Origin of the sequence: Bradyrhizobium sp. SZCCHNS30572 (genome assembly GCF_032484415.1) — a bacterium.
Lineage (GTDB): Bacteria > Pseudomonadota > Alphaproteobacteria > Rhizobiales > Xanthobacteraceae > Bradyrhizobium.
On the sequence record NZ_JAUESY010000009.1, the window covers coordinates 368412 to 391504 of the forward strand.

Genomic DNA, 23093 nt, shown 5'->3' on the forward strand with positions numbered 1-23093 from the left:
GCCTCTAACCGCTCGAAGGGAGCGGGACAGCTGATGATCGGAACGCTTCTCATCGCGCTCGCGGCAGGCGCTGCCTCCGCGGTCATGTTCGCCTCGACCGGATCGGGCGTGATGACGGCGCTCGTGCTTGCGCTGCTCGCGCCCGTGCCGCTGCTCGTCGCTGCAATCGCCTGGGGCCGGCTTTGCGCCGTCATCGGCGGTCTCGTAGCAACCGCTTGCGTGCTGGCCATCTTCGGCTTCGATCGCGCTCTCGCCTTTGCCGTCTCCGTGACGCTGCCGGCCTGGTGGCTCGGCCACCTCATCCTGCTCGGCCGTCCGACGACCAGCCCGTCCGGCCAGGATGGCATCGAATGGTATCCGCCCGGCAACATCCTGCTGTGGATCGCGGTGATCGCAGCGCTGATTGCCGCGTTCTCCTTCGGCACCGACATGACGGCCACCAATCAGGGTCTCAGGCGGCTGCTGTCGCGCGTGCTCAGCAATACCGTCACGTCGACCGACGCGGTCGACATTCCCCGGCTGGTCGAGATCCTGGTGTTCATGGCGCCGCCGATGGCCGCGGTGATCATGACCACGATCCTGTCGCTCAACGTCCTGGCGGCCGCAAAGATCACGGCGATCTCCGGCCGGCTGATGCGCCCATGGCCGCGCCTGCGCGACACCAAGCTGCCGCTGATGACGCTGCCGGCGCTGTTTGCGATCATCGCGTTCTGCTTCCCGGGCGGGCTGATCGGCATGCTGGCGCGAATCGCCGCCGCAGCGCTGCTGACCGCCTATGCGCTCACCGGCTTCGCGGTCCTGCATACGCTGACCTTGCCGCTGCGCACCCGGCCGCTTTGGCTCGGTCTCGCCTACGCGCTGATGCTGACCTTCATCTGGCCGATCCCCATGCTGGCGATGATCGTCCTCGGCCTCGCCGACGCCGCCTTCGACCTCCGTCACCGTTACGGCCCGCGGCAGCCGCCGCCTTTGCCGGTGCCGTAAAAGTTCAACCTCACACCAACCGCTTCCGAACATCACAAGGAGAACATCGATGGAAGTCATTCTGCTGGAACGTGTCGCCAAGCTCGGCCAGATGGGCGAGATCGTGAAGGTCAAGGACGGGTTCGCCCGCAACTTCCTGCTGAAGCGCAAGAAGGCGCTGCGGGCCACCGCCGAGAACAAGGCCAAGTATGAGGGCATGAAGGCCGAGCTCGAAGCCAACAACATCAAGGCCAAGGGCGAGGCGGCCAAGGTCGCCGAGAAGATCGACGGCCGCGACATCGTCATCATCCGCCAGGCCTCCGAATCCGGCCAGCTGTTCGGCTCGGTCTCGGTGCGCGACATCGTCGCCGCCCTCGCCGCCGACGGCATCACCGTGAGCCGGCCGCAGGTCTGGCTCGACGCCCCGATCAAGACGATCGGCAAGCAGACGATCACCATCGCAATCCACCCGGAGGTCGAGACCTCGGTGACCGTGACGGTCGCCCGCAGCGCCGACGAGGCCGAGCGCATCAAGCGCGGCGAGGACATCTCGACCCGCCAGGAGGACCGCGACGCCGCCGCCGAAGCGATCGCGGCCGCCGGCGAGTTCTTCGATCCGGAGGCCCAGGACGAGGGCGCTGCCGGCGAGCCTGCGCAGCAGTAAGCGCGCCAGCCCATTTGCGGAAAAGCCCGGCTCCCCGAGCCGGGCTTTTTCATTGTCGTCTCACCGCGAGGGCGAGGACGGAACCGAGGGATCCGACGGCACCGACTGGGTCGTGGCCGGCGCCGGCGTCACCGGCGGGACCGGATCGGCGCGCAGCGCCGGCGCGGCCTCGCTCGATCTTGCCGGCTCGACCCGCGGCGGCTCGGAGCCGGCAGCGCTGTCCTCGCGCGACGCCGACGGCCGGGTCGCACCGGTCGGCTCGCCGCGCGTCTCCTCCGCAGCCGAGCCCTCCTGGGCCGGCTTCTTGCGCTTGCCGAGCCGGCCCTTCTTCGCGGGCGCGCTGCCCTCGCCGTCGGCCGGCGCAGCGGCTGGATCAGTTGCCGCGTCGGGCTTCGCCTCGGCCGGCGCGGAGCGCTTGGAGTGATGACCCGAACGGCGGCGCGGCTCGCCTGGGCTGGCAGCAGCATCCGCGGCGGCCGGTTTCGCCTCGGGCGGCTCGGTGGCGGCCGACCGGGCGCGGCGCTCGGACCGCGTCTCCTTGCCGGAGTGGCCCGTTGATCGCGCATCCGCAGCGCCGTTCGCAATCAGGTAGTTGGCGAGCACGCCGGCCATCTCGGGGCTCGTCGTGTAATGCTGGCGCAGAAATCCGGGCAGCGAGCTGGCCGAGGTGTTCTTGGCCAGGCCGCGCGGCGACTTGTGGCAGACCACGCAGGTCCCGTTGTAGATCTGCGCAGGACTCTTGCCCGCATCGAGATTTTCCTGCGCAACGGCGGCCCCCGCGAAGCCCATGCAGAACACCGCCACCACCGTCGCCAAATTGAGCGCTCGGCCCACCATTCTCATTCTCCAGCTATGGTTTCGCCCACACGGCGCCGCCCCGCGCGACATCCGCTGCCGTGTTTCCTCTCGCTATCAGCCGAACGTGACAGCGGACATTGCGGTCGCTCCACGCCCTCGACGGCGATCCCTTCAGACCTCGTCCGGCGGTCAGATGCCGGACACCGGCCAAAAGACCGGCGGCCGCGGCCTTTTTAACGGATTGCGGAGCGAATGAAAGCGCACAGATGTTCCTGCGCCGAGATGTCCATCGATCAATGACGGTTCGGAATATCGGCGTTGTGTTCATGGCAGTGGCGTCGGCTTGTGCCCGCTGGGTAACATAACAACGTGATGATAGGGAACCAATCGGTTCTCAACGCGTCGAGTGCGACGGCCGGGAAAGTCAGCAACTCACGGGAATAGCTCCTTGGGTGGTGTGGATGGACCGTTTGCTGCGAAGTCTGTTGAGTAGCTTCATTCGCCGTGGGTCGATCAGCTTTACGACCGCCAGCGGCACGTCGTTCAGCTGCGGGGATGGAACCGGTGTCTCCGTGGCGGCACGATTTCTGACTCGTGAAGCCGAGCGCCGGATTCTGGCCAATCCCGAGCTCGCGCTCGGCGAGGTCTATATGGACGGCTCGTTCGTGGTCGAACGAGGATCGATCGCGGATCTGCTGTCGATCGTGATGAGCCAGCCGGCCGTGGTGCCCGACTGGGCCAGGCCGCAATGGTGGCTGCGCTATCTGATCCGGCACCTGCGCCAGCTCAATATCCGGGCACGCGCGCGCCGCAACGTCGCCCATCATTACGATCTCGATGGGCGGCTGTATTCGCTGTTCCTCGATGCCGACCGGCAATATTCCTGCGCCTATTTCGAGACGCCGGACGCGACGCTGGACGATGCCCAGCTCGCCAAGAAACGTCATCTCGCGGCCAAGCTGCTGATCGGCCGCCGCCATCGCGTCCTCGACATCGGCTGCGGCTGGGGCGGGCTTGGACTCTACCTGGCCGAGATGTGTGATGCCGACGTGACCGGCGTGACCTTGTCGGCCGAGCAGTTGCAGGTTGCCGAGGCCCGCGCGGCCGAACGGCACCTCTCCGCCTCCGCCCGCTTCCTGCTGCAGGATTATCGCGACGTGCCTGGCACCTTCGACCGCATCGTCTCGGTCGGTATGTTCGAGCATGTCGGGGTCGCCTTCTACGACTCCTTCTTTCGCCGCAGCGCCGAGCTGCTCGCGGACGACGGCGTCATGCTGCTGCATTCGATCGCACGCTCCGTGGGCCCTGATGCGACCAATCCCTGGATCGCCAAATACATCTTTCCCGGCGGCTACGTCCCAGCCCTCTCGGAGGTTCTGCCGGCGATCGAGCGCGCCGGGCTCCTCGTCTGCGACATCGAGATCCTGCGCCTGCACTACGCGGAGACCCTGAAGGCGTGGCGCGAACGCTTCATGGCCCGGCGCGACGAGGCCGTGCAGCTCTATGACGAGCGCTTCGCGCGGATGTGGGAGTTCTACCTGGCGGCCGCGGAAATGGGGTTCCGCAAGCAGAACCTGATGAATGTCCAGATCCAGCTGACGAAGCGCCAGGGCGTCGTGCCGATGACGCGCGACTACGTCCACCGTGAGGAGACGCGGCTGCGGGCGCGCGAGCGCGGCAGCCGCCCGGCGCTGCAGATGGCGGGTGAGTAGCGCGCGCGGCCCGCGACGACAGCGGAGGGCGGCGCCAGTGCAATGGTCCTGCAGAGACGGACGGCCGCATTCCCTCGGCTGCGCCGCGCCGGTCTCGACTTCAATTCTGAGATGCTCGGTGGACGGCTTGCATCCCAAACGCGAGATTATGCCCATCCGACTCAAATTTTCAAACAAATCGTGCGGTCTGTGAACTGGCTCACAGACCCCGGGGAAGCCCGGCCGTAGTGTCCTGGCATGTCCCCGAGCCCCGCCAGAGCCATGTTGGAACCCCAGACCGACTTCAGCACCGACTACGCGCTGATCGCCGCGGGCGTGGGAGCATCCCTGATCGCCCTCCTGTATCTGCTGCTGGTCTGACGCCGGGCGCGGATCCACGCGCGGCCCTGGCACGCCCTGCCGTACCGGCTCTCGTTCCCGCCTCGCCGACGTGTCGAACGATCGCGCCGGTTGATTGCACCGGCGTGTCGCTCGCGCTCGCGCGGCGTTGAGTCCTGTCGGTTCCGTCAAGCGCGGCATCTGGCGAGTCCGGATTCATCCACCAGATTTACCAGACGGTGAATTGCGCTCAGCTTTCGCTTCCGCTTCGCGCGCGACTGGCGCTTTATCCCCTCCCCTTCAAAGCTGCTAAACACGCGGTCATGGCACTCACCGATTCGAACGTTCACAAGCTGGCGTCGGCTGACGCAGCAACGCCGGCCTATCGCAGCGCTCCTCACAACATCGAGGCGGAACAGGGTCTGCTCGGCGCGATCCTGGTCAACAACGACGCGTTCTATCGCGTGTCGGACTTCCTCGAGCCGAAGCATTTCTTCGAGCCGCTGCACCAGACCGTGTTCGAGACCGCGTCCAGCCTGATCCGGATGGGCAAGGTCGCGACGCCCGTGACCTTGAAGACGTTCCTGCCGGCCGACGTCGACATCGGCGGCATGACCGTCGGCCAGTATCTGGCACGGCTCGCGGCCGAAGCGACCACGATCATCAACGCCCAGGACTATGGCCGCACCATCTACGACCTGTCGTTGCGCCGCGACCTGATCGGCATCGGCGAGGACATGGTCAACGTCGCCTATGACGCGCCGGTGGACTTCGCGCCGCGCAACCAGATCGAGGACGCCGAGCGCCGGCTGTACGAGCTCGCGGAGTCCGGACGCTACGACGGCGGGTTCCAGAAATTCTCCCAGGCGCTGACGACCGCGCTCGACATGGCCGCCAAGGCCTTCCAGCGCGACGGCAAGCTGTCCGGCATCTCCACGGGCCTGCGCGATCTCGACGCCAAGATGGGCGGCCTGCAGCATTCGGACCTGATCATCCTCGCCGGCCGTCCCGGCATGGGCAAGACCTCGCTCGCCACCAACATCGCCTACAACGTCGCCCAGGCCTATGTTCCCGAATTGCAGCCCGATGGCACCTATCGCGCCGCGCAGGGCGGCGTGGTCGGGTTCTTCTCCTGCGAAATGAGCGGCGAGCAGCTCGCCACCCGTATCATCGCCGAGCGCTCTGGCATTCCCTCCAGCCACATCCGCCGTGGCGGCATCACCGAGGCCGATTTCGAGAAGCTGCGCGAATGCTCGATCGAGCTGCAGTCGCTGCCGTTCTATGTCGACGAAACCGGCGGCATCTCGATCGCGCAGGTGATGGCGCGCGCCCGCCGGCTGAAGCGCCAGAAGGGCCTCGACCTGCTGGTGATCGACTACATCCAGCTGCTGTCGGGCTCGGGCAAGCGCGGCAACGACAACCGCGTCCAGGAAATCACCGAGATCACCACCAGCCTGAAGGCGCTGGCCAAGGAGCTCAGCGTTCCCATCATCGCGCTGTCGCAGCTGTCGCGCCAGGTCGAGAATCGCGAGGACAAGCGGCCGCAACTGTCGGACCTGCGTGAATCCGGCTCGATCGAGCAGGACGCCGACGTGGTGCTGTTCGTGTATCGCGGTGAGTACTATTTGGCCGCCAAGGAGCCGCGTCCCGGCACCGAGGAGCACCAGAAGTGGCAGATGGAAATGGATCTGGCGCTCGGCAAGGCCGAGGTGATCATCGGCAAGCAGCGCCACGGCCCGACCGGCACGGTCGAATTGCACTTCGACGCCTCGGTCACCCGCTTCGGCGACCTCGCCCATGACGGCCTGCCGCCGCAGCACCACGACTATTGACCTGACGCGGTTGAACCGTGACGCCGCGGCGCGTAAAAGCGCCACATGAGTGTTCCCGAACAGAAACCCGCCGAACAACCTGTCTCGGCGGTCGACGACGCTGTCCCGGCCAGCGCCACCGGCGTGCTGACCATCGATCTCGATGCGCTCGCCGCCAATTGGCGCAAGCTGGAAAAGACCGCAGTGCCGGCCGAATGCGCCGGGGTGATCAAGGCCGACGCCTATGGCTGCGGCATTCCCGAGGTGGCGCGCACGCTCGCCGCGGCCGGCTGCAAGACCTTCTTCGTCGCGACGCTCGCCGAGGCCAAGATCGCCCGCGCCGCTTTGCCCGACAGCGCCGCGCTCTATGTACTCGACGGCTTCTTCCAGAACACCGGCGACGACTACGCGGCGATCAACTGCCGTCCTGTCATCGGCGACCTCAACGAGCTCGCCGAATGGGACATGTTCTGCCGCCGCACCGGCTGGAAGGGCGGCGCGGCCATCCATGTCGACACTGGCATGAACCGGCTCGGCCTCAGCCCGATCGACGCGCAGGGCATGATCCCGCGCATCCAGACCGGCGACCATGGCATCACGCTGGTGATGAGCCATCTGGCCTCCGCCGAGCAGATCAACAGCCCGTCGAACGCGCGCCAGCTCACTGCGTTCCGCGAGGTCGCCAGCGTGTTCACCGGCGTGCCCGCCGCGCTTGCCGCCTCCTCCGGCATCTTCCTCGGTGCCGCCTTCCAGTTCGACATGGTGCGGCCCGGTGCCGCGCTCTACGGCGTCAATCCGACGCCCGAGGCCGACAATCCGATGCAGCCGGTCGCCGAGATCAAGGCGCGCATCGTGCAACTGCGTGACCTCGCGCGCGGCGACACGGTCGGCTATGGCGGCACCTGGACGGCGCGCCGCCCGACAAAGATCGCGATCCTCTCCGCCGGCTATGCCGACGGCTATTTCCGCGCGGCGAGCTCCAACGACGGCACACGCGGCGCCGACGTCATCATTGCCGGCCAACGCTGCCCGATCGCAGGGCGCATCTCGATGGACCTGATCGCGGTGGATGTCACCGACCTGCCGCCGAAGGCCGCCCGCCGCGGCCACTTCGCCACGCTGCTCGGCGAGGGCATCACGGTCGACGAGCTCGCGCATCATTTCGGCACCATCGGCTACGAGGTCCTGACCAATCTCGGCCGGCGCTATCACCGCATCTACAAGGGCGGTGCGGCGGCCGCGGAAAGCTGATCGCGCGGAGCAACGCTCTCTGTCTGACGTGCACACAGCTGCTGCCACATCGTCATTGCGAGCGCAGCAATCCAGAGTCCCGCACACCACCCTGAATTGCTTCCGCCTTCGCTCTTCGAGCTACGGCGGACAAGTCGCTGCGCCCGCAATGACGGTGAACTGACATGAGCCATCGTTCTCGCGGCATGTAACGCCCGAGGCTTGCATCTCTTTTTCACCCTCTTCGAAAGACGAGGGCGCAGGGAATGCCGGGTGAAGGCCTCACCCATGGCCCGCCTGCAGAAAAAAAGCAGGCGGCAGTCACCACAGGTTCAGCCGGTCAACCGGCATTCCCCGCGCGATGGCTTTACGTCTTATGCGTACTCTCCCCGGGGATCGGCTGTCTTGCCCCCGTGACCGGCGGATCATCACCGCCAGCGTAGCATCAGCGTCGAGATGCCAGGACCATACGTCTTCGACGTGCGCCTCGTGCCGTTCGTCCGCACGGCCTCAAGCCATGCTGCGACCCAAGGCGCCCACCACATCCCACCCCGCGTGTCATGACGATCGCGATACGCCCCTCGTGCCGAGGCGGGACGGAGATAGAAGAACATGATTTCCGTAAAAACGAAAGACGAATATTTTTCGCGGAAGGACTGGACAGGGTGAGTCGCGTTGAGATCGTTGATGAATTCCGCGTTTCGGCGCGCCCGTTAGGGCCAAGCTACGCTGGCTAGGGTGCCTGGTCATGACGGATGTCGTTGGCGCGCTTCATCTCTCGCGCCAGATCGTCGACAACCTGCGCCAGGGAGCGGCCATCACTCGCAGTGAGCGACTTCCGCAGCTGCCGCGAACTCCAGAGAATTGCGGCAACGAATATGATGAAGGGAAGCCAGGAGACAATCAGGCTTACATACCATGGAATATCATTAGTCATACCCAGCTTCTTCCCTGCAAATATCTACGAGACCGCCCGGCTCGTTCAGATGAGTCGCGCGACCGGCTACAATCTTCTGTCATTCGCCCGCTTCATCTCATCCGCCAGATCACCGACGATCTGCGCCAGCGAGCGACCATCGCCGGCCGTCAGAGACGTCTGAATCCGACGGGTGCTCCATGCAACGGCCAAGACGAACATGATCAGTGGCAACCAGGCTATGATCAGACTTACGTACCAAGGCACATCGTCATTCACACCCAACCTCCACGCATGGTCTCCGCTCGGCGGACCAGGGGCGAGGCTATGATCTTAATCATTAAAAAGTCGGCTGGATGACAACGAGAATCTGCACAATGAGCACATGTAGCTAGGGGCCATACTTTGGTGAGAGGAAGCGCCTCCGCCTCAGGCGCCCGAGCGCGCGCCACATCGTCATTACGAGCGCAGCGGCGAAGCGACGCAATCCAGAATCCCACATGCCACCCTGGATTGCTTCGCTGCGCTCGCAATGACGGGCTGATGGATATCGGCACACGGCTGCGACAGCGCCCGCTGCTGTAGCCCGGATGAGCGCAGCGATATCCGGGGGTCTCACGTGCCGTATCGGAAAACCCGGATGTCGCCGCGCTCATCCGGGCTGCGGGGCTGGTCGCGCAAGAGCGCCATCATTCGATCAAGATGGGCGCTGCGGGTCGGTCGTGGCCGGCGCTCACGCCTTGAAGTAGTCCGGCTGGCCAATGTCGGCGATCAAACCGATCCCGTCCGGTCTCCAGCCCAGGCGCTGCTGTGTCAGGACGCTGGAGGCCGGCATGTCCAGCCCTGCGAACATCGCCAGTGGACCGTAGTAGTCGCCCGCCTCCTCCTTGCTGATCGACACGACCGGCACGTTCAGCGCGCGGCCGATCACCTCGATGACCTCGCGCATGGGGACGCCCTCCTCGCCGACGGCGTGGTAGATCGCGTCTGCAATGCCCTTCTCCAGGGCGAGCCGGTAGAGGCGGGCGACATCCGATCGATGCGCCGCGGCCCAGCGCTCGGTGCCTTCGCCGACATAGGCGGCGCGGCCCTTCTGTCGCGCGAGCTCCACCAGATAGGAGATCAGCCCGGCCCTTCCGGGGGCGCCGTGAACCTGCGGCAGGCGGATCACCATTGCGCGCACGCCGCGCGACGCATAGGCGAGACCCGTCTGCTCGGACACGCGCGGGACATGCGCTGACGACTCGCGCCGCATGTCTTCGGTGACCACCACATTGGCCGCAACGAGCCCCGTTCCGGAGGTGACGATGAACGGCTTGTTCGTGCCCACCAGCACCTCGCCCATGGCGTCGATGGCGGCCTTGTCGATGGCGCCGTTCTCCGCGAATTTCGCGAAGTCGTGGATGAAGGCGAGATGGATCACGCCGTCGGCATCCCTCGCGCCGCGCTTCAGGCTGTCGAGGTCCTGCAGCGAGCCGCGATGAACCTGCGCGCCCAGTTGCTCGAGCGTGCGGACGTTCTCGGCGGAGCGCGCGAGGCCGATGACCTGATGCCCGGCGGCGATCAGCTCCCTGGTGGTTTCGGAGCCGATGAATCCGGCGGCGCCGGTGACGAATACGCGCATGAGACACACTCCCTGTTCAGACCGCCGGGATATTGCTAGGCTGCTCATAAGGGTAAAGTCGTGACTTTATACGGGTATAATCGCTAACAGGATGACGGACGCCAACCCTCTCGGGACCTATCTCAGGGATCGCCGCGCCAAGCTCGATCCGACCGCCTTCGGCCTGCCGCTGCAGCGGCGGCGAACGCCGGGGCTTCGGCGCGAAGAGGTGGCGCAACGCGCCAATGTGAGCGCCACCTGGTACACCTGGCTCGAGCAAGGGCGCGGCGGCGCGCCCTCCGCCGACGTGCTGGACCGCATCGCTCGCGCCATGATGCTGACCGACGCCGAGCGCGAGCATCTGTTCCTGCTCGGTCTCGGCCGGCTACCCGAAGCCCGCTATCACGCGATCGACGGCATCTCACCCCGTCTCCAACGCGTGCTCGACACGCTGGAATACAGTCCCGCCTTCGTTCGCACGGCGACATGGGACATCCTCGCCTGGAACAGGGCGGCTGCGGCTGTCCTCACCGACTACAGCACCCTGCCGGAGGGCCAGCGCAATGTTCTGCGCATGATGTTCCACGACAGCCGTGTCCGCGCAGCACAGCCCAACTGGCAGGCCGTGGCGCGCTATGTGGTCGCGTCCTTCCGCGCCGACGTGGCCCGCGCCGGCGCGGCCCGCAATGTCCAATCGCTGGTCGACGAGCTCTGCGCGACGAGCCCGGAATTCGCGGCGATGTGGCGCGACAACGATGTGCAAGGGCGGCACGGTGACGGCGTGAAGACCCTGCAGCATCCCGTCGCCGGATCGCTTTCGATGGAATTTTCGGGCTTCGCCGTCGATGGCCGGCCCGACCTCACCATGGTGATCTACAATCCCGCGACGCCGGAGGATGCCGACAAGATCCGTGCGCTGGTGACGTCGCGACCGAAGTAGGTGCGAGTGCCCTCTCGACTCGCGCCGCCGAGAAGCACGCGGGTTGCCTGACAGGCCGGGCTTTCGTAGGCAGCCTTGGTTGCATCGACGCTGCAGCGTGAACAAAAAGCCGATTGCGAGCTTGGTCATCCGGACCATCCCCACGGCGACGGGCCTCATGAAGATCGCGACCTTCAACATCAACAATGTCCGGCGGCGGCTCCCCAATCTGCTGCGCTGGCTGCGCGCGGCCAGGCCCGACATCGTCTGCCTGCAGGAGCTGAAATGCACCCAGGCCGATTTCCCCGTCGATGCGATCGCCAAGGCCGGCTATGGCGCGGTGTGGCAGGGACAGAAGACCTGGAACGGCGTCGCGATCCTTGCGCGCAAGGCCGAGCCGGTGCTGACCCGCACCGCCCTGCCCGGCAATCCCAGAGACCAGGAGGCGCGCTACATCGAGGCCGCGGTGCGCGGCCTCGTCGTCGGCTGCCTCTATTTGCCGAACGGCAATCCGCAGCCGGGGCCGAAATTCGACTATAAGCTCGCCTGGTTCAAACGCCTGCAGAAGCACGCGGCTGATTTCATCAAGGACGACCTGCCGGCCGTGCTCGCCGGCGACTACAATGTGGCGCCTGCTACGCTCGACATCTATCCGACGCGATCCTGGGACAAGGACGCGCTGATCCAGCCGAAGAGCCGCGCCGCCTTCAAGGCGCTGGTCGATCAAGGCTGGTGCGACGCGATCCGGATGCTGCATCCGGACGCGCCGATGTTCACGTTCTGGGACTACAAGCGCAACCGCTGGCCGCGCGATGCCGGCCTGCGGCTCGACCACCTGCTGCTGAGCCCGCAACTCGCGCCGCGCCTTGCCAAGGCCGGCGTCGACCGCGCCATTCGCGGCGAGGACGGCGCCAGCGACCACGCACCGGCCTGGATCGTGCTGAAATAATCCGAACTCGCCTGTCCGCGTCGGAGCCTCAGCCGCGGTCGGGCCAGGTCTGCTGCAGATTGGTCGCGCGCTCGGGCAGGCCCTCAGTCAGCACCGCCATGCCGCCGCACACCGGCAGATGCACGACGAGGCTCGCGGCATCCGGCACGTTCGGACGCGGCGTCACGTTCCACAGCATGATCTCCTGGCGCGTGCGGCGGATCTCCTTGAACTCGTAACTATACGTCTCCGAGCCGCGCGGATATTCGCGCCAGAGCTGGCCTTCCTTGCGGAAGCTGCTCTGCGTGCCGTCATAGCGATCGGCATAGGACAGGCAGGCCGGCACGTTCAGCGCTTCGAGCACGGCCGCGCCGACGTTCGACGCCGCGGGAAGGACGCTGTTCACCGCGCCGATCGCGGCGAACACGGTCGTGATCGCGCCGGCGGCCATCGCGAGCCAGCCGGCCTTGGTCGCGGCCGGCCGCGCGGGCGCATTCGCGGCGGACACCTTGGATGCAAGTCCGCGAGGGGACGTCAGATGGAGCTGGGCCATGACGCGTTCTCCGATGGTGCGGCGAGGATGGATGCCCCGCCGGGCTGCATTCATCGGAGATCAGTCTGGCCGATCGCGCTCCCGGCGAATGTGACGCCGATCACAACCTGGAATGATGACCGCCCGGCGCCACACCGGGAGCGCGTGGCGACACGCGCCGTCAATCGCGTCCCGCATCCATGATCGCCTGCGCGAGCCGGCCGGGATCGGAGAAGCACAGCTCATGGCTGCCGGGCACCTGGACCAGCCGGAACAGGCCGAGCTTGCCGGACAGCCGCGGATGCCATGGCAGGCTGTGCGGCAGCGCCGTGTCCTCGGTGCAGTTGATGTAGGATTTCGCGATTGCCATCTCGGCGGGACTGGCGCGCAGCTTGATCTTGTCGGTGAAGGTCTTGTTGGGATGCGGATTGAGCATCTCATAGGTGCGCGTCGCGGTGGCGAGATCGGCGTCGTTGATGAAGGCCTCGCGCCAGACCGGGAACGGCAGCACCACCGAACCGTCGCCGCGCTCCGCAGCGACCGCGTCGAACAGCGCAACATAGTGCGGTGGCACCATGTCGTTGAGGCACTCGCCGTCGTTGGGCACGAACGCATTCCAGTAGACCAGGCGGCGGATGCGCTGAGCGATGCGGTCGGCGACGCCGGTGATGACCATGCCGCCATACGAATGCCCCATCAGCACGGCGTCGGTGATGTCGTGCTCGCTGAAGTAGTCGCAGATCGAGGCGATCGCCTCGTCGAGGCCGGTGGTCTTTGCGTCGCCGGGGCGGTTGCCGCGGATGGTCGGCAGATGGACGGTGTGGCCGGCGGAGCGAATAGGCGCTGCGACCGGCTCGAGCTCGGCGCCGGTATGCCAGGCGCCATGGACCAGGACGTAGGTTGACATGATCACGTTCCTTTGCACGATGGAAGGCGGTGCAAGGACTATGGGCCGGACCGCGCCCGCGGCGCTTGGCTGCAACTGAACCCGATTGGTCTCGGAGTGAACCGATGGGCGCCGAGCCGGAACGGCAGCGGAGCTGGAATACGGCGGCGGTGCGGCCGGAGGAGCAGTTCTCTTATTACCGCGAGGCGATCTGCCAGGCCTTCATGAACCTGACGCCGGAGCCGGCGCGCGGCATCGGATTCGCTGCGGAGGTGCAGAGCATCAGCGTCGGGAGCGGCGCCATCAACCGCGTCAGCTTTCCCGAGCACATCGTACGTCGCTCGCGCACGGACATCGCCGCTTCCACCCAGCGCTGCTTCTATCTCAACCTCAAGCTCGCCGGCCGCTGCACCATCCTGCAGGACGAATGCGATGTCAGCCTGTCCGCCGGTCAGGTCGGCATCTTCGACAGCGATCGCACCTTCGTGCTGCAGCACGATCGCGGGCCGTCGCTCGGCGTGATCTCGTTCCGCGTCCCCGCCGATGCGCTGTGCAGCCGCCTGCCGGCGGAGCCGGACATCGCGCCGACGCGGCTGTCCGACGATCCATGCGTCGGCGCACTGATCGTGGAGACGGCGCGCTCCCTCAACGCCAATGCGCTGCGGCTCGCGCCCGACGATGCGTCGGCGCTGTTCGGCGTGCTGCTCGATCTGGTGGCGCTGAGCCTGGCGCGCCGCGGCCGCCGCGAGACGCATGCGACCACCTCATTTGCCGATGCGACGACCTTGGCGCTGCGCCGCGCCATTCACGAGCGGGTGCGCGAGCCCGGCCTGACGGTGGCGACCATCGCATCTGTCGTCGGGATCAGCGAGCGCTATGTGCACAAGCTGCTGGCCCGCGCCGGGACCAGCTTCTCCGACCTGGTGATGGAGCGCCGGCTCGATGGCGCAGCGCGCGATCTGCGCGATCCCGCCCGACGCGGCCGCGACATCGGCCGCATCGCCTTCGACTGGGGCTTTTCGGATCTGTCGCACTTCACGCGCCGCTTCAAGCAGCGCTTCGGCATGCGCCCGCGCGACTGGCGGGCGGAGACCGCGCGTCACTCCGGCTGACCACCGCCTGCGGTCAGCGCGGACTCCGTTCGCGGGCTGCGCCCCACAACCAGATTGCCGCCAGCAGGACCAGCGAGCCGACGAACGCCGCGACGACATCGCGCAGCGAAATGACGATGCTGCCCATGCCTGGAAACAACCCGAACAGGTTGAACAAGACACCACCGATGAGGGCGCCGACGCATCCCAATCCGATGTTGGTGAGGAGCCCGAAACCGGCTCGGCGGCGCTTCACCAGGATTCCGGCAAGGCCGCCACCAATCAAGCCGACGACGAGCCAAGTCCCTGCATGTGCCAGTGTGAACATTCTTCACTCCGTCGGTCTGCCGTCACCCCTCAGCTGGAGCATCACGGCCAGCAGCAAGATCATGAGAACACATTGCCGAGCGAAGCGAGACCGCCAGTTGCTACACGGAAGCGGCCAGATCAGGGGTCTTGCTCGCAGAGCCACACGAATCGCACGCTTGCAGGTTACATCGATTTCGTTGCCATGAGCTGAATTCTGCACATCGGATGAGTTCGCAACCCACTCGCAAACTGGCGCAGGCCGGCGTCCATGACAAGGTGATGCGGCCCTGCTTGCTTGGCCATTCCGCTTCGGACGTCGCGTACCTCCTCCCGAAATGACAGTCATTCGAATCTAATCGTCTCGAACACGCGAGGCTCATGCGAACGCTTCGCACGCGAAGGGCTACGTAGTTCCCCCGAGTTCATTTGATCCGCGGAATCAAGAAGAATGCGTTTCCCGCAGAGCGTGTAAGGGTGAATGCATGTGCATCGCATGCAACTGGGCAAGATTCCGTGGTTTGCTCCAGCTTGATTTTGGCTCCGTCAACGAGGCCGAGCCGTCACGACGCAGGCTCCTGCAGGCAGGCGCGGCGTTCGCCGCAGCCGGCGTTGCCTCGGTGTCCGCTCCGACGAACGCCGAGGCGCGAACCGGCGGCGGCAAGGCCGACATCGTGTTTCGCAACGGCCCGGTCTACACCGTGAACGGCGGCCGGGAATGGGCCCGCGCGGTCGCCGTCAAGCAAAAGCACATCGTCTATGTCGGCGATGACGCGGGCGTCCGGTCCTTCATCGGCCCGAAGACCCGCGTCGTCGATCTCGCCGGCAGGATGCTGCTGCCCGGCTTCGTGGAAGGACACATCCATCCGATAGCGGGCGCTGTCGTGACTCGGGGTGTCGATCTTCAATACGACACAAGGGAGGAGATGCTCGACGCCCTGAAGGCCTATCGCGCCAAGCTGGGCCAGGCCGGCATCGTCCGCGGCTTCGGCTGGCGCTATAACGCCTTTCCGCCGACCGGCCCTCGCAAGGAGGATCTCGATCAGATCTGGCCGGACACGCCCGTCTTTCTCGTCGGGATCGATGGCCATTCCGCCTGGGTCAATTCCAAGACGCTGGCGATTGCCAAGGTGACCAAGGCGACCAAGGATCCGTTGCCCGGCTACAGCTACTTCGAGCGGGACCCGGCCTCGGGAGAGCCGACCGGCTATCTGGTCGAGCCACCGGCGATGTTTCCGGTCCTCAACGCGATCTCGCCGTTCACGACCGGCTATATTGCGGACTCGCTCGCACAGTGGCTGCCGAAGGCGTCGGCCGCCGGCATCACCAGCGTGTTCGATGCCGGACTGCTCGTTCTGCCCGAGGAGACAGGCTACGAACTCTATCAGGATCTGGAGCGCAAAGGAAAACTGCCGTTCCGTGTGGTCGGATCGACCTACCACAACAATCCGGCGATCGACCCCGTGCCGATCGCGAAGGCCCTGCGTCGGCGCTTCAATTCCGAACTGGTGCAGGCGCCCGTTCTCAAGCTCAACATCGACGGCGGCGAAGCACAACGGACCGCCGCATTGCTGGCCCCCTATAGCGACGATCCGAGCACGAGCGGCGAGACGCTGGTCCCGCCGGAGCAGTTCAAGGACATCATCCGCCGCGCCGACAGGGCGGGCCTCAATATTCACATCCATTCCTACGGTGATCGCGCCAACCGCCTGTCGCTGGACGCGTTCGAAGCCGCGATCAAGGTCAATCCGCCGCGTGATCGCCGGCACACGCTGGCGCATCTCGTATTTGTTTCACCTGACGATCTGCCGCGCTTCGCCAAGCTCGGCGTCACCGCGCAGTTCTCCGCCCAATGGTCGGTGGCGGATGCCTATTGGCAGGGCGTGATGCGGCCGCGCGTCGGCGCCCGCGCCGAGCAGGCGTTTCGCACCGGCTCGATCCTGCGTCACGGCGCCAACATCTCGCTCGGCACCGATTGGCCGGCCGCCGGCTATTACAGCACCTACAAGCCGCTGGATGCGATCGAGATCGCGACCACGCGGCGGGATTTGAACAAGCCGGATCAGCCGGCTTTGGTGCCGCTCGACGAGCGGATCAGCCTCGAAGAGGCGATCCGCGCCGCCACCATGGGCCCGGCCTATCAGCTCGGGCTCGACCAGAAGGTCGGTTCGATCGAGGTCGGCAAGCTCGCCGATCTGATCGTGCTTGAAAGAAACCTGTTCGAAGTCGCCCCGCACGACATCCACAACACAAAGGTGCTGATGACCGTCATGAACGGTCAGGTCAGGCACGAACAGCGAAGCTGACTCCGGCGACGTCTCGGACCGACACCTTCAGGACCACATCGACATACTCAGACCGATTCCCGGACATGCGGAGGCGTATATGATCGACAGAAGAATGCTCATCAAAGGCGCGGGAGCGGCGTTGGTCGCGTCCGAGCTCGGTTTGCCGGCCGCGCGGGCCGAGTCTGCCGATCCGCTCTGCTACGCGTCGGTCGCCGATCTCATCGCCATGTTCCGGGCCCGCAAGGCGTCGCCGGTCGATCTCTTGAAGGCGCAGATCAAGCGGATCGAAGCCTACAACACGAAGGTCAATTGCATCACCTACGAGCACTTCGACCAGGCGATGAAGGAGGCCAAGCAGTCCGAAGACCGGTATCGGCGCGGCAACCCGAGGCCGCTCGAAGGGATCACGGTGGCCATCAAGGACGAATTCTCCAGACCGGGCTGGCGGATCACACAGGGCTCGCTCCTCTACAAGGACTCGCCGCCGGCAACGGAAAACTCGGCCATCACCGACTTGCTCGAGGCAGCCGGCGCCGTCATGCCGTTCCAGACGACCGTGCCGGAATTCTACCTCTTCCTCGGCGCGTCCACCCGCGCCTGGGGCACGACACGCAATCCATGGAATCTCGAATACTCTCCGGGCGGGTCGTCGGCGGGATCGGGCGCGGCGCTGGCCGCAGGCTTCACGACGCTCGCCATGGGCTCGGACATGGGCGGCTCGATCCGAATTCCCGCCTCGCAATGCGGTCTCTATGGCTTCAGGCCGCCGTTCGGACGCGTGGCCGGTGGGGAAATCCCGTTCGCGACCTCGGGCCCGATGGCGCGGCGCTTCGACGACCTCGTCCGCCTCCAGAACGCGATCGTCGGTCCGTCCGAGCGGATGATGGCCGCGATGCGCCCTCGCCTCGACTATCCCACCCGTTATCCGCGCCTTTCCGGGTGGCGCATCGCCGTGGATTGGGGCGCCGGCATTGCGGACGTCATACCGTCCGTGAAGGCCGCGATGCTGAGAGGCATCGAGGCGCTGCGCGCCGCGGGTTGCACGGTGGACGAGGTCGATTGCGGCTTCACGAAGGCCCACAAGATGGTCTTCATCCGCGGGCTGATGTCGACGTCCATCGGCACGGCGATCGAGATCTCGAATGCGCATCGCGATCAGCTCTCGCCCTACATGACCGAAATGCTCGACCAGGTCGGCCCGGTCGGACCGCGCCAGGCCGAAGAAGCCGAAGAGCTGCTGCAGCGGCTGCACCGCCAGGTCCAGCAGCGCGTGTTCGGCAAGGGGTACCGCATCCTGCTCATGCCGACCATGGCAACGCCTCTTGTCGGGGCCGACATGTTCAAGAGCAAGGAAAACAAGGTGGACCCGTGGGTGGGCACCGGTCTGGGCTTGGCGCTGACGTGGCACTGGAATCTGCTCAACCGCTATCCGGTCGTCGATGTCCCGCTCGGCTTGGTCGAGGACCGCATGCCCTCGGGCATGCAGGTGATCGGCCAGACCTACACCGATCTCGACACGTTCCAGTTCGCGTCCAACTGGTCCCGTCTCCGGCGGTCCCTGTTCGCGGGCGAGCGTTTTCCGACCTTCACCTGATGCAGCGGGGCCACGCGGTGCGGACGCGAGACGGTGGCTGCAAGAGCAGCGCTTCGACAGCGAGGTCGACAAGGACGCCGAGAGCCTTCCGACACGTGGTTCTGTTGCTCCTGGTCTCGGCACTCTGCCATGACTCCGGCGCCCTGGCACAGCAGGCCAAGACGCCGTCGCTCGAAGATCTGGCCAAGGCGGCGCAGAACCCGATCGCGGACACGATCAGCGTCGGCCTTGAGAATATCGCCATGCCGAATACGGGCCCGTACCGGCAGACGGCCGACGTCTTCAAGATCGAGCCGGTCATCCCGTTCCAGCTCAATGCCGACTGGAATCTGGTGACGCGCACGACCATTCCCGGCATCGCCCAGGTCCGCTTTTCCCCCGAGCAGGGCCGGATCGGCGGGGTCGGCGACATCAATCAGATCTTCGCGCTCACCCCGTCCCATTCGGGCGCCCTCATCTGGGGTGTCGGCCCGACCTTTTCCTATCCGTCGGCGACCGATCCCGCCCTCGGTTCGGGAAAATGGAGCGCAGGTCCGACCATTGTCGCGCTGACCATGCCGGGTCCATGGGTGCTGGGGGTGCTCGCCAACAACATCTGGTCATTTGCAGGTCCGAGCGACCGCGCGCCGGTGAACCAGATGATGCTGCAGTACTTCGTGACCTACAACTTCTCCGACGGATCCTACATCAGCTCGAGTCCCATCATCACGGCGAACTGGCTCGCGAAGGGCAATGATCGCTGGGTCGTCCCGATCGGCGTCGGCGTGGGCAAGCTCTTCATGGTCGACAAGCAGCCGATCAATGCCGAGGTGGGCGCGTACTACAATCTGCTGAAGCCGGACCAGGCATCGCATTGGCAGTTTCGCGCCAGCCTGGCTTTCCTGTTTCCAAAATGACGCTGCTTGGAACGAGCGGCCTCCGTGGCCGTGAGCAGCAATCCGGTCTGCAATCCTGTCTGAAGGCATTCGATTTGAATTTTCACCATCAGCAAGCATCCAGAGCGTCAGTCTGCGTGCGCACGCTCGACGCCTTTGAGGCCGAGTTGATCGCGGTCAATCCTGGCGGCCGCGGAAGAACGTAGTTTAGCGTACGATCAGGGAATGATGCGGCTGACGCGGAACGCGGGCTTTTCGGAGCAGGACAATGTGCATCGCATGCGGCTCAGCCATCGGTTCGCTGTTCGCGGCGTCGAAGCCGGAGGGCGGCGGACTGACCCGTCGCCAGATGGTTGCAACAACGGTTGCCGCCGCAGCATTCGCGGCCGCTGGCTCGGCTCCGGCCTTTGCCGCCCCCAATCGCACGACCGTGTTTCGCGGCGGGCGCGTCTACACGGTGGAAGACTCGCAGCCCTGGGCGGCGGCCGTCGTCGTCAAGGGCGACAAGATCGTCTATGTCGGCGACGATGCCGGAGCGATGAAGTTTGCCGGACGGGGGGCTGAGGTCATCGACCTCAAGGGCCGCATGCTGATGCCGGGCTTCGTCGAGGCGCATTGGCATCTTTGCACTCTGGCATTTGCCCGCGGCGCCTGGGTCAACGAGGAAGATCCTGAGCGCATCTCCGAGATCCTGCGCGATTACGCCAAGACGCATTCCGACGAGAAGTTCATTCTCGGCTTCGGATGGATCGCGGGCGCGTTCCCCGCCTCGGGTCCCCGCAAGGAACCGCTGGACGCGATCTTCCCTGACCGGCCGGTCCTGCTCGTCAGTTGCGATCTGCACAGCTACTGGGTCAATTCCAAGCTGCTGGAGATGGCCGGCATCACGAAGGACACCCCACGCGACGTCGTGCCCGGCTCCTCCTGGTACGAAAAGGATCCCAATGGCGAGCCGACTGGCTTCATTTCGGAAGTACCCGCGCTGTTCGCGGTACTGAAGACGCTCGAAAAGCACGGCATCGAACCGTTCGGCCTCAAGTCGGCCGCCGCCGCCATCGAGGAATGGCAGCCCAAGCTCGCAGCCGCCGGCATCACCACCCTCTTCGATGCCGGCTTCAGCGCCTGGCCGACCGAGCAGCATCACGGTTTCGACATGCTGGTCGACCTCGAGAGCCGCGGCAAGCTGCTGCAACGCGTGATCGGCAGCCTCTATCACAACGACCCCAACGTCGATCCGCTGCCGATCATTCGGGCCTATCGGAAGCGCTATCGCACTCCGCTGGTCAAGGCCGAGGTGCTCAAGCTGATCGTCGATGGCACCGAGCTGAGCCGCACCGCCTATCTGCTGGATCCCTATGCCGGACGCCAGGATTGGCGCGGCGAACCATTGTTGCCATCGCCGGTGTTGAATCGAATCCTGCGCGAAGCCCATGCGGAGGGAATCGATACGCACCTTCACGCCGTCGGCGACGCCGCAGTTCGCATGAGCCTGGATGGATACGAAGCCGCGTTCGGCAGGCAGGGCCCCGGCAACCGCCGCCATACCATCTGCCACGCGTTCCTCACCGCGCCCTCGGACATTGCGCGCTTCAGAAAGCTCGGCCTGATTGCGAACACCCAGATCCAGTGGGGCGTGCCGGATACGAGCCAGCGCCGCATCCGCGAGATCTACGGCGAAGAGCGCTGGAGCCGCATGTACAGCTTCAAGACGTTCATCGACCAAGGCGTCACGGTGTCGTTCGGAATGGATGCCCTGGCGACCGGCTCCAAGGTCGTGGTCAAGCCGCTCGAGGCGGTGCAGGCCGGCCATACGCGCCAGGAGCCCGGCAAGCCCGACGGCCTGGTCCATCCGCCCGCTGCCGAACGCCTGAGCCTGCCGCAGCTCATCCGAGGCTACACAATCAACGGAGCTTACCAGATGCGCATGGAGGATAAGATCGGCTCCATCAAGGTCGGGAAGCTGGCCGATCTGATCGTGCTGGAGAAGAACCTGTTCGATGTCGGGCCGCACGAGATCGGCAAGGTGAACGTTCAGTTGACGATGATGAACGGCCGGATCACGCATCGCGACAGACTCTGAACGGGAATGAGGACGGTGCACGAGATGGCGAATGCGCGGACTGAACAGAATCTTGCGCCGGCGGATTCGCCGATGTCGAAACGTAATCGCTGGCTGATCCTCCTGACCGTCTCCAGCGCGCTGGCGCTCGTCGTCATCGACATGACGGTGCTCTATACCGCGCTGCCCAGCCTGACCCATGAGCTCGGAGCAACCGCCTCGGAGAAATTGTGGATCGTCATGGCCTACGGGCTCGTCGTCGCCGGCCTGCTTCCAGGCTTCGGCTCGCTCGGCGATCGCGTCGGGCACAAGAGGACATTCGTCGCCGGCCTCATCGTCTTCGGACTGGCCTCGGTCGTCGCCGCCTATTCGCCGACCGCCACGATCCTGGTTGGCGGACGCGTCCTGCTCGCGATCGGCGCCGCGCTGATGATGCCGGCGACGCTGTCGATCATTCGCATCACCTTCTCCGATGACCACGAACGGGCGCTCGCCATCGCGATCTGGGGAGCCGTTGCGTCCAGCGGGGCGGCAGTCGGCCCCTTGGTCGGCGGTGTCCTGCTGGAATATTTCTGGTGGGGCTCGGTCTTTCTGATCAACGTGCCGCTCGTCGTCCTGGCGCTGGTCGCCGGCCTGCTGCTGATTCCTGCACCGGCCGATCGTGCTGAGCGCGACTGGGACCTCCTCGGTTCAGTGCAGGTGATGGCCGGGCTGATCGGCTTCGCCTACGTCGTCGAGGAGCTCGGCAGTCGCCAGTCTTCCTATGTCGTCCTTGCCGGCACGGCTGTCGCGACGGTCATCATGTTGACGGTGTTCGTACGCCGTCAATTGCGTCTCGAGGATCCTTTGCTCGACTTCACCCTGTTCCGAAACGTCGAGTTCACGCTCAGCGTGATCACCGCGATCGTGGCTTCGCTTGCCATTGCGGGGACGGAGCTCGCGATCAGCCAGCGCCTGCAACTCGTCCTCGGCTACTCGCCGCTGCAGGCGGCATTGTACATCCTGCCGGCCCCGCTCGGTGCATTCATCGGCGGGCCGCTCGCGAGCCTCATGCTCCGTCGCGTGGGAGCCGCCACCACGATGTCCGGCGCGCTGTTGATCGCCGGCATCGGCGCGGCCGGTTACCTGCTCTGCTACAACGCCAATCTGGCCCTGCAATTGGTCTGCATCGCGATCAACGGGCTCGGGCTCGGAGCATCCATTGCCGCCGCCTCCAACTCCGTGATGAATCACGCGCCTGAAGGCCGCGAAGGCATGGCCGCGTCGATCGAGGAGGTGTCGTTCGAGCTCGGCGGCACGATCGGCATCAGCATTTTCGGCAGCATCCTGTCCGGAGTCTATACGGCGTTCATGGTTCTGCCCGACGGCCTCGGCATTCCCGCCGTTGCGCGCGATAGCATCGACGAGGCGCTGATCGCCGCCGAGCGGCTGCCAACCGAACTCGCTGCCATCGTCACCTCGCACGCTCACCGCGCCTTCGATCAGGCGTTCCTGACGGTCGTCTGCGTTGCGATGGTCGTCCTGCTCGGCACCGCCTTCCTGGTCCGGCCCCGAGCAGAGCGAACGACATCGAAAGAGGCTCGTCAGCATGTCCATTAGA

The 23093-nt window shown here is 65.6% G+C and carries 19 protein-coding genes; 14 read left to right on the forward strand and 5 right to left on the reverse strand.

Annotation, left to right across the window (positions count from 1 at the left end; genetic code table 11):
- The first annotated feature begins 33 nt into the window (after nucleotides 1-33).
- Nucleotides 34-984 carry a hypothetical protein gene (locus QX048_RS26820; protein ID WP_315826787.1) on the forward strand — a complete coding sequence of 317 codons (951 nt, stop codon included), beginning with the start codon at nucleotides 34-36 and terminating at the stop codon, nucleotides 982-984.
- Between the two features lie 49 nt (nucleotides 985-1033).
- Complete coding sequence (gene rplI, locus QX048_RS26825) at nucleotides 1034-1627, forward strand: 50S ribosomal protein L9 (protein ID WP_315826786.1); 594 nt, start codon at nucleotides 1034-1036, stop codon at nucleotides 1625-1627.
- Between the two features lie 60 nt (nucleotides 1628-1687).
- Here rplI and QX048_RS26830 read toward each other — a convergent pair whose 3' ends face one another.
- Nucleotides 1688-2464 carry a hypothetical protein gene (locus QX048_RS26830; RefSeq protein ID WP_315712428.1) on the reverse strand — a complete coding sequence of 259 codons (777 nt, stop codon included), beginning with the start codon at nucleotides 2462-2464 and terminating at the stop codon, nucleotides 1688-1690.
- A gap of 422 nt (nucleotides 2465-2886) precedes the next feature.
- On the opposite strand from QX048_RS26830, the gene QX048_RS26835 reads away from it, so the two are divergent.
- The 4 genes from QX048_RS26835 to QX048_RS26850 all read left to right on the forward strand — a co-directional run bounded on the left by QX048_RS26835 (nucleotide 2887) and on the right by QX048_RS26850 (nucleotide 8772).
- Nucleotides 2887-4137: a cyclopropane-fatty-acyl-phospholipid synthase family protein gene (locus QX048_RS26835; RefSeq protein WP_315826785.1), complete on the forward strand. Its 1251-nt coding sequence runs from the start codon at nucleotides 2887-2889 to the stop codon at nucleotides 4135-4137.
- A 641-nt stretch (nucleotides 4138-4778) separates the two neighbouring features.
- Nucleotides 4779-6287, forward strand: a complete 1509-nt coding sequence (locus tag QX048_RS26840; protein WP_315712432.1) for a replicative DNA helicase — start codon at nucleotides 4779-4781, stop codon at nucleotides 6285-6287.
- A gap of 45 nt (nucleotides 6288-6332) precedes the next feature.
- A complete protein-coding gene (gene alr, locus QX048_RS26845; protein ID WP_315826784.1) occupies nucleotides 6333-7517 on the forward strand; it encodes an alanine racemase in 1185 nt (394 codons plus the stop codon).
- 727 nt (nucleotides 7518-8244) lie between these two features.
- A complete protein-coding gene (locus tag QX048_RS26850) occupies nucleotides 8245-8772 on the forward strand; it encodes a hypothetical protein (RefSeq protein WP_315712435.1) in 528 nt (175 codons plus the stop codon).
- A 373-nt stretch (nucleotides 8773-9145) separates the two neighbouring features.
- Here QX048_RS26850 and QX048_RS26855 read toward each other — a convergent pair whose 3' ends face one another.
- Nucleotides 9146-10036: an SDR family oxidoreductase gene (locus QX048_RS26855; RefSeq protein ID WP_315826783.1), complete on the reverse strand. Its 891-nt coding sequence runs from the start codon at nucleotides 10034-10036 to the stop codon at nucleotides 9146-9148.
- A gap of 91 nt (nucleotides 10037-10127) precedes the next feature.
- Here QX048_RS26855 and QX048_RS26860 point away from each other — a divergent pair, with 91 nt between their 5' ends.
- Both QX048_RS26860 and xth read left to right on the forward strand, forming a co-directional pair.
- A complete protein-coding gene (locus QX048_RS26860; protein WP_316173827.1) occupies nucleotides 10128-10955 on the forward strand; it encodes a helix-turn-helix transcriptional regulator in 828 nt (275 codons plus the stop codon).
- 157 nt (nucleotides 10956-11112) lie between these two features.
- Nucleotides 11113-11883: an exodeoxyribonuclease III gene (gene xth / locus QX048_RS26865; protein WP_315826781.1), complete on the forward strand. Its 771-nt coding sequence runs from the start codon at nucleotides 11113-11115 to the stop codon at nucleotides 11881-11883.
- A gap of 28 nt (nucleotides 11884-11911) precedes the next feature.
- Here xth and QX048_RS26870 read toward each other — a convergent pair whose 3' ends face one another.
- Nucleotides 11912-12415, reverse strand: coding sequence for a hypothetical protein (locus QX048_RS26870; RefSeq protein WP_315755755.1), 504 nt, complete (start codon nucleotides 12413-12415; stop codon nucleotides 11912-11914).
- Nucleotides 12416-12575: 160 nt separating this feature from the next.
- On the reverse strand, nucleotides 12576-13301 hold the full coding sequence (locus tag QX048_RS26875) for an alpha/beta hydrolase (RefSeq protein WP_315826780.1): 726 nt from the start codon (nucleotides 13299-13301) through the stop codon (nucleotides 12576-12578).
- 104 nt (nucleotides 13302-13405) lie between these two features.
- Between QX048_RS26875 and QX048_RS26880 the strand changes: the two genes are divergently transcribed.
- Nucleotides 13406-14392, forward strand: coding sequence for a helix-turn-helix domain-containing protein (locus QX048_RS26880; RefSeq protein ID WP_316191210.1), 987 nt, complete (start codon nucleotides 13406-13408; stop codon nucleotides 14390-14392).
- Nucleotides 14393-14405: 13 nt separating this feature from the next.
- Here the strand turns inward: QX048_RS26880 and QX048_RS26885 are convergent, their stop codons facing one another.
- Nucleotides 14406-14699, reverse strand: a complete 294-nt coding sequence (locus QX048_RS26885; RefSeq protein WP_315712445.1) for a GlsB/YeaQ/YmgE family stress response membrane protein — start codon at nucleotides 14697-14699, stop codon at nucleotides 14406-14408.
- Nucleotides 14700-15198: 499 nt separating this feature from the next.
- Between QX048_RS26885 and QX048_RS26890 the strand changes: the two genes are divergently transcribed.
- The 5 genes from QX048_RS26890 (at nucleotide 15199) to QX048_RS26910 (ending at nucleotide 23092) form a co-directional block, all read left to right on the forward strand.
- A complete protein-coding gene (locus tag QX048_RS26890) occupies nucleotides 15199-16983 on the forward strand; it encodes an amidohydrolase (RefSeq protein ID WP_315826778.1) in 1785 nt (594 codons plus the stop codon).
- A 79-nt stretch (nucleotides 16984-17062) separates the two neighbouring features.
- Nucleotides 17063-18559 carry an amidase gene (locus QX048_RS26895; RefSeq protein ID WP_315826777.1) on the forward strand — a complete coding sequence of 499 codons (1497 nt, stop codon included), beginning with the start codon at nucleotides 17063-17065 and terminating at the stop codon, nucleotides 18557-18559.
- Nucleotides 18560-18654: 95 nt separating this feature from the next.
- Nucleotides 18655-19455: a hypothetical protein gene (locus QX048_RS26900; RefSeq protein WP_315826776.1), complete on the forward strand. Its 801-nt coding sequence runs from the start codon at nucleotides 18655-18657 to the stop codon at nucleotides 19453-19455.
- A gap of 247 nt (nucleotides 19456-19702) precedes the next feature.
- The gene (locus QX048_RS26905) at nucleotides 19703-21514 is read left to right on the forward strand and encodes an amidohydrolase (protein ID WP_315826775.1); all 1812 of its coding nucleotides are present in this window, start codon (nucleotides 19703-19705) and stop codon (nucleotides 21512-21514) included.
- 72 nt (nucleotides 21515-21586) lie between these two features.
- A complete protein-coding gene (locus tag QX048_RS26910) occupies nucleotides 21587-23092 on the forward strand; it encodes an MFS transporter (protein WP_315749931.1) in 1506 nt (501 codons plus the stop codon).
- Nucleotide 23093 lies beyond the last annotated feature (1 nt).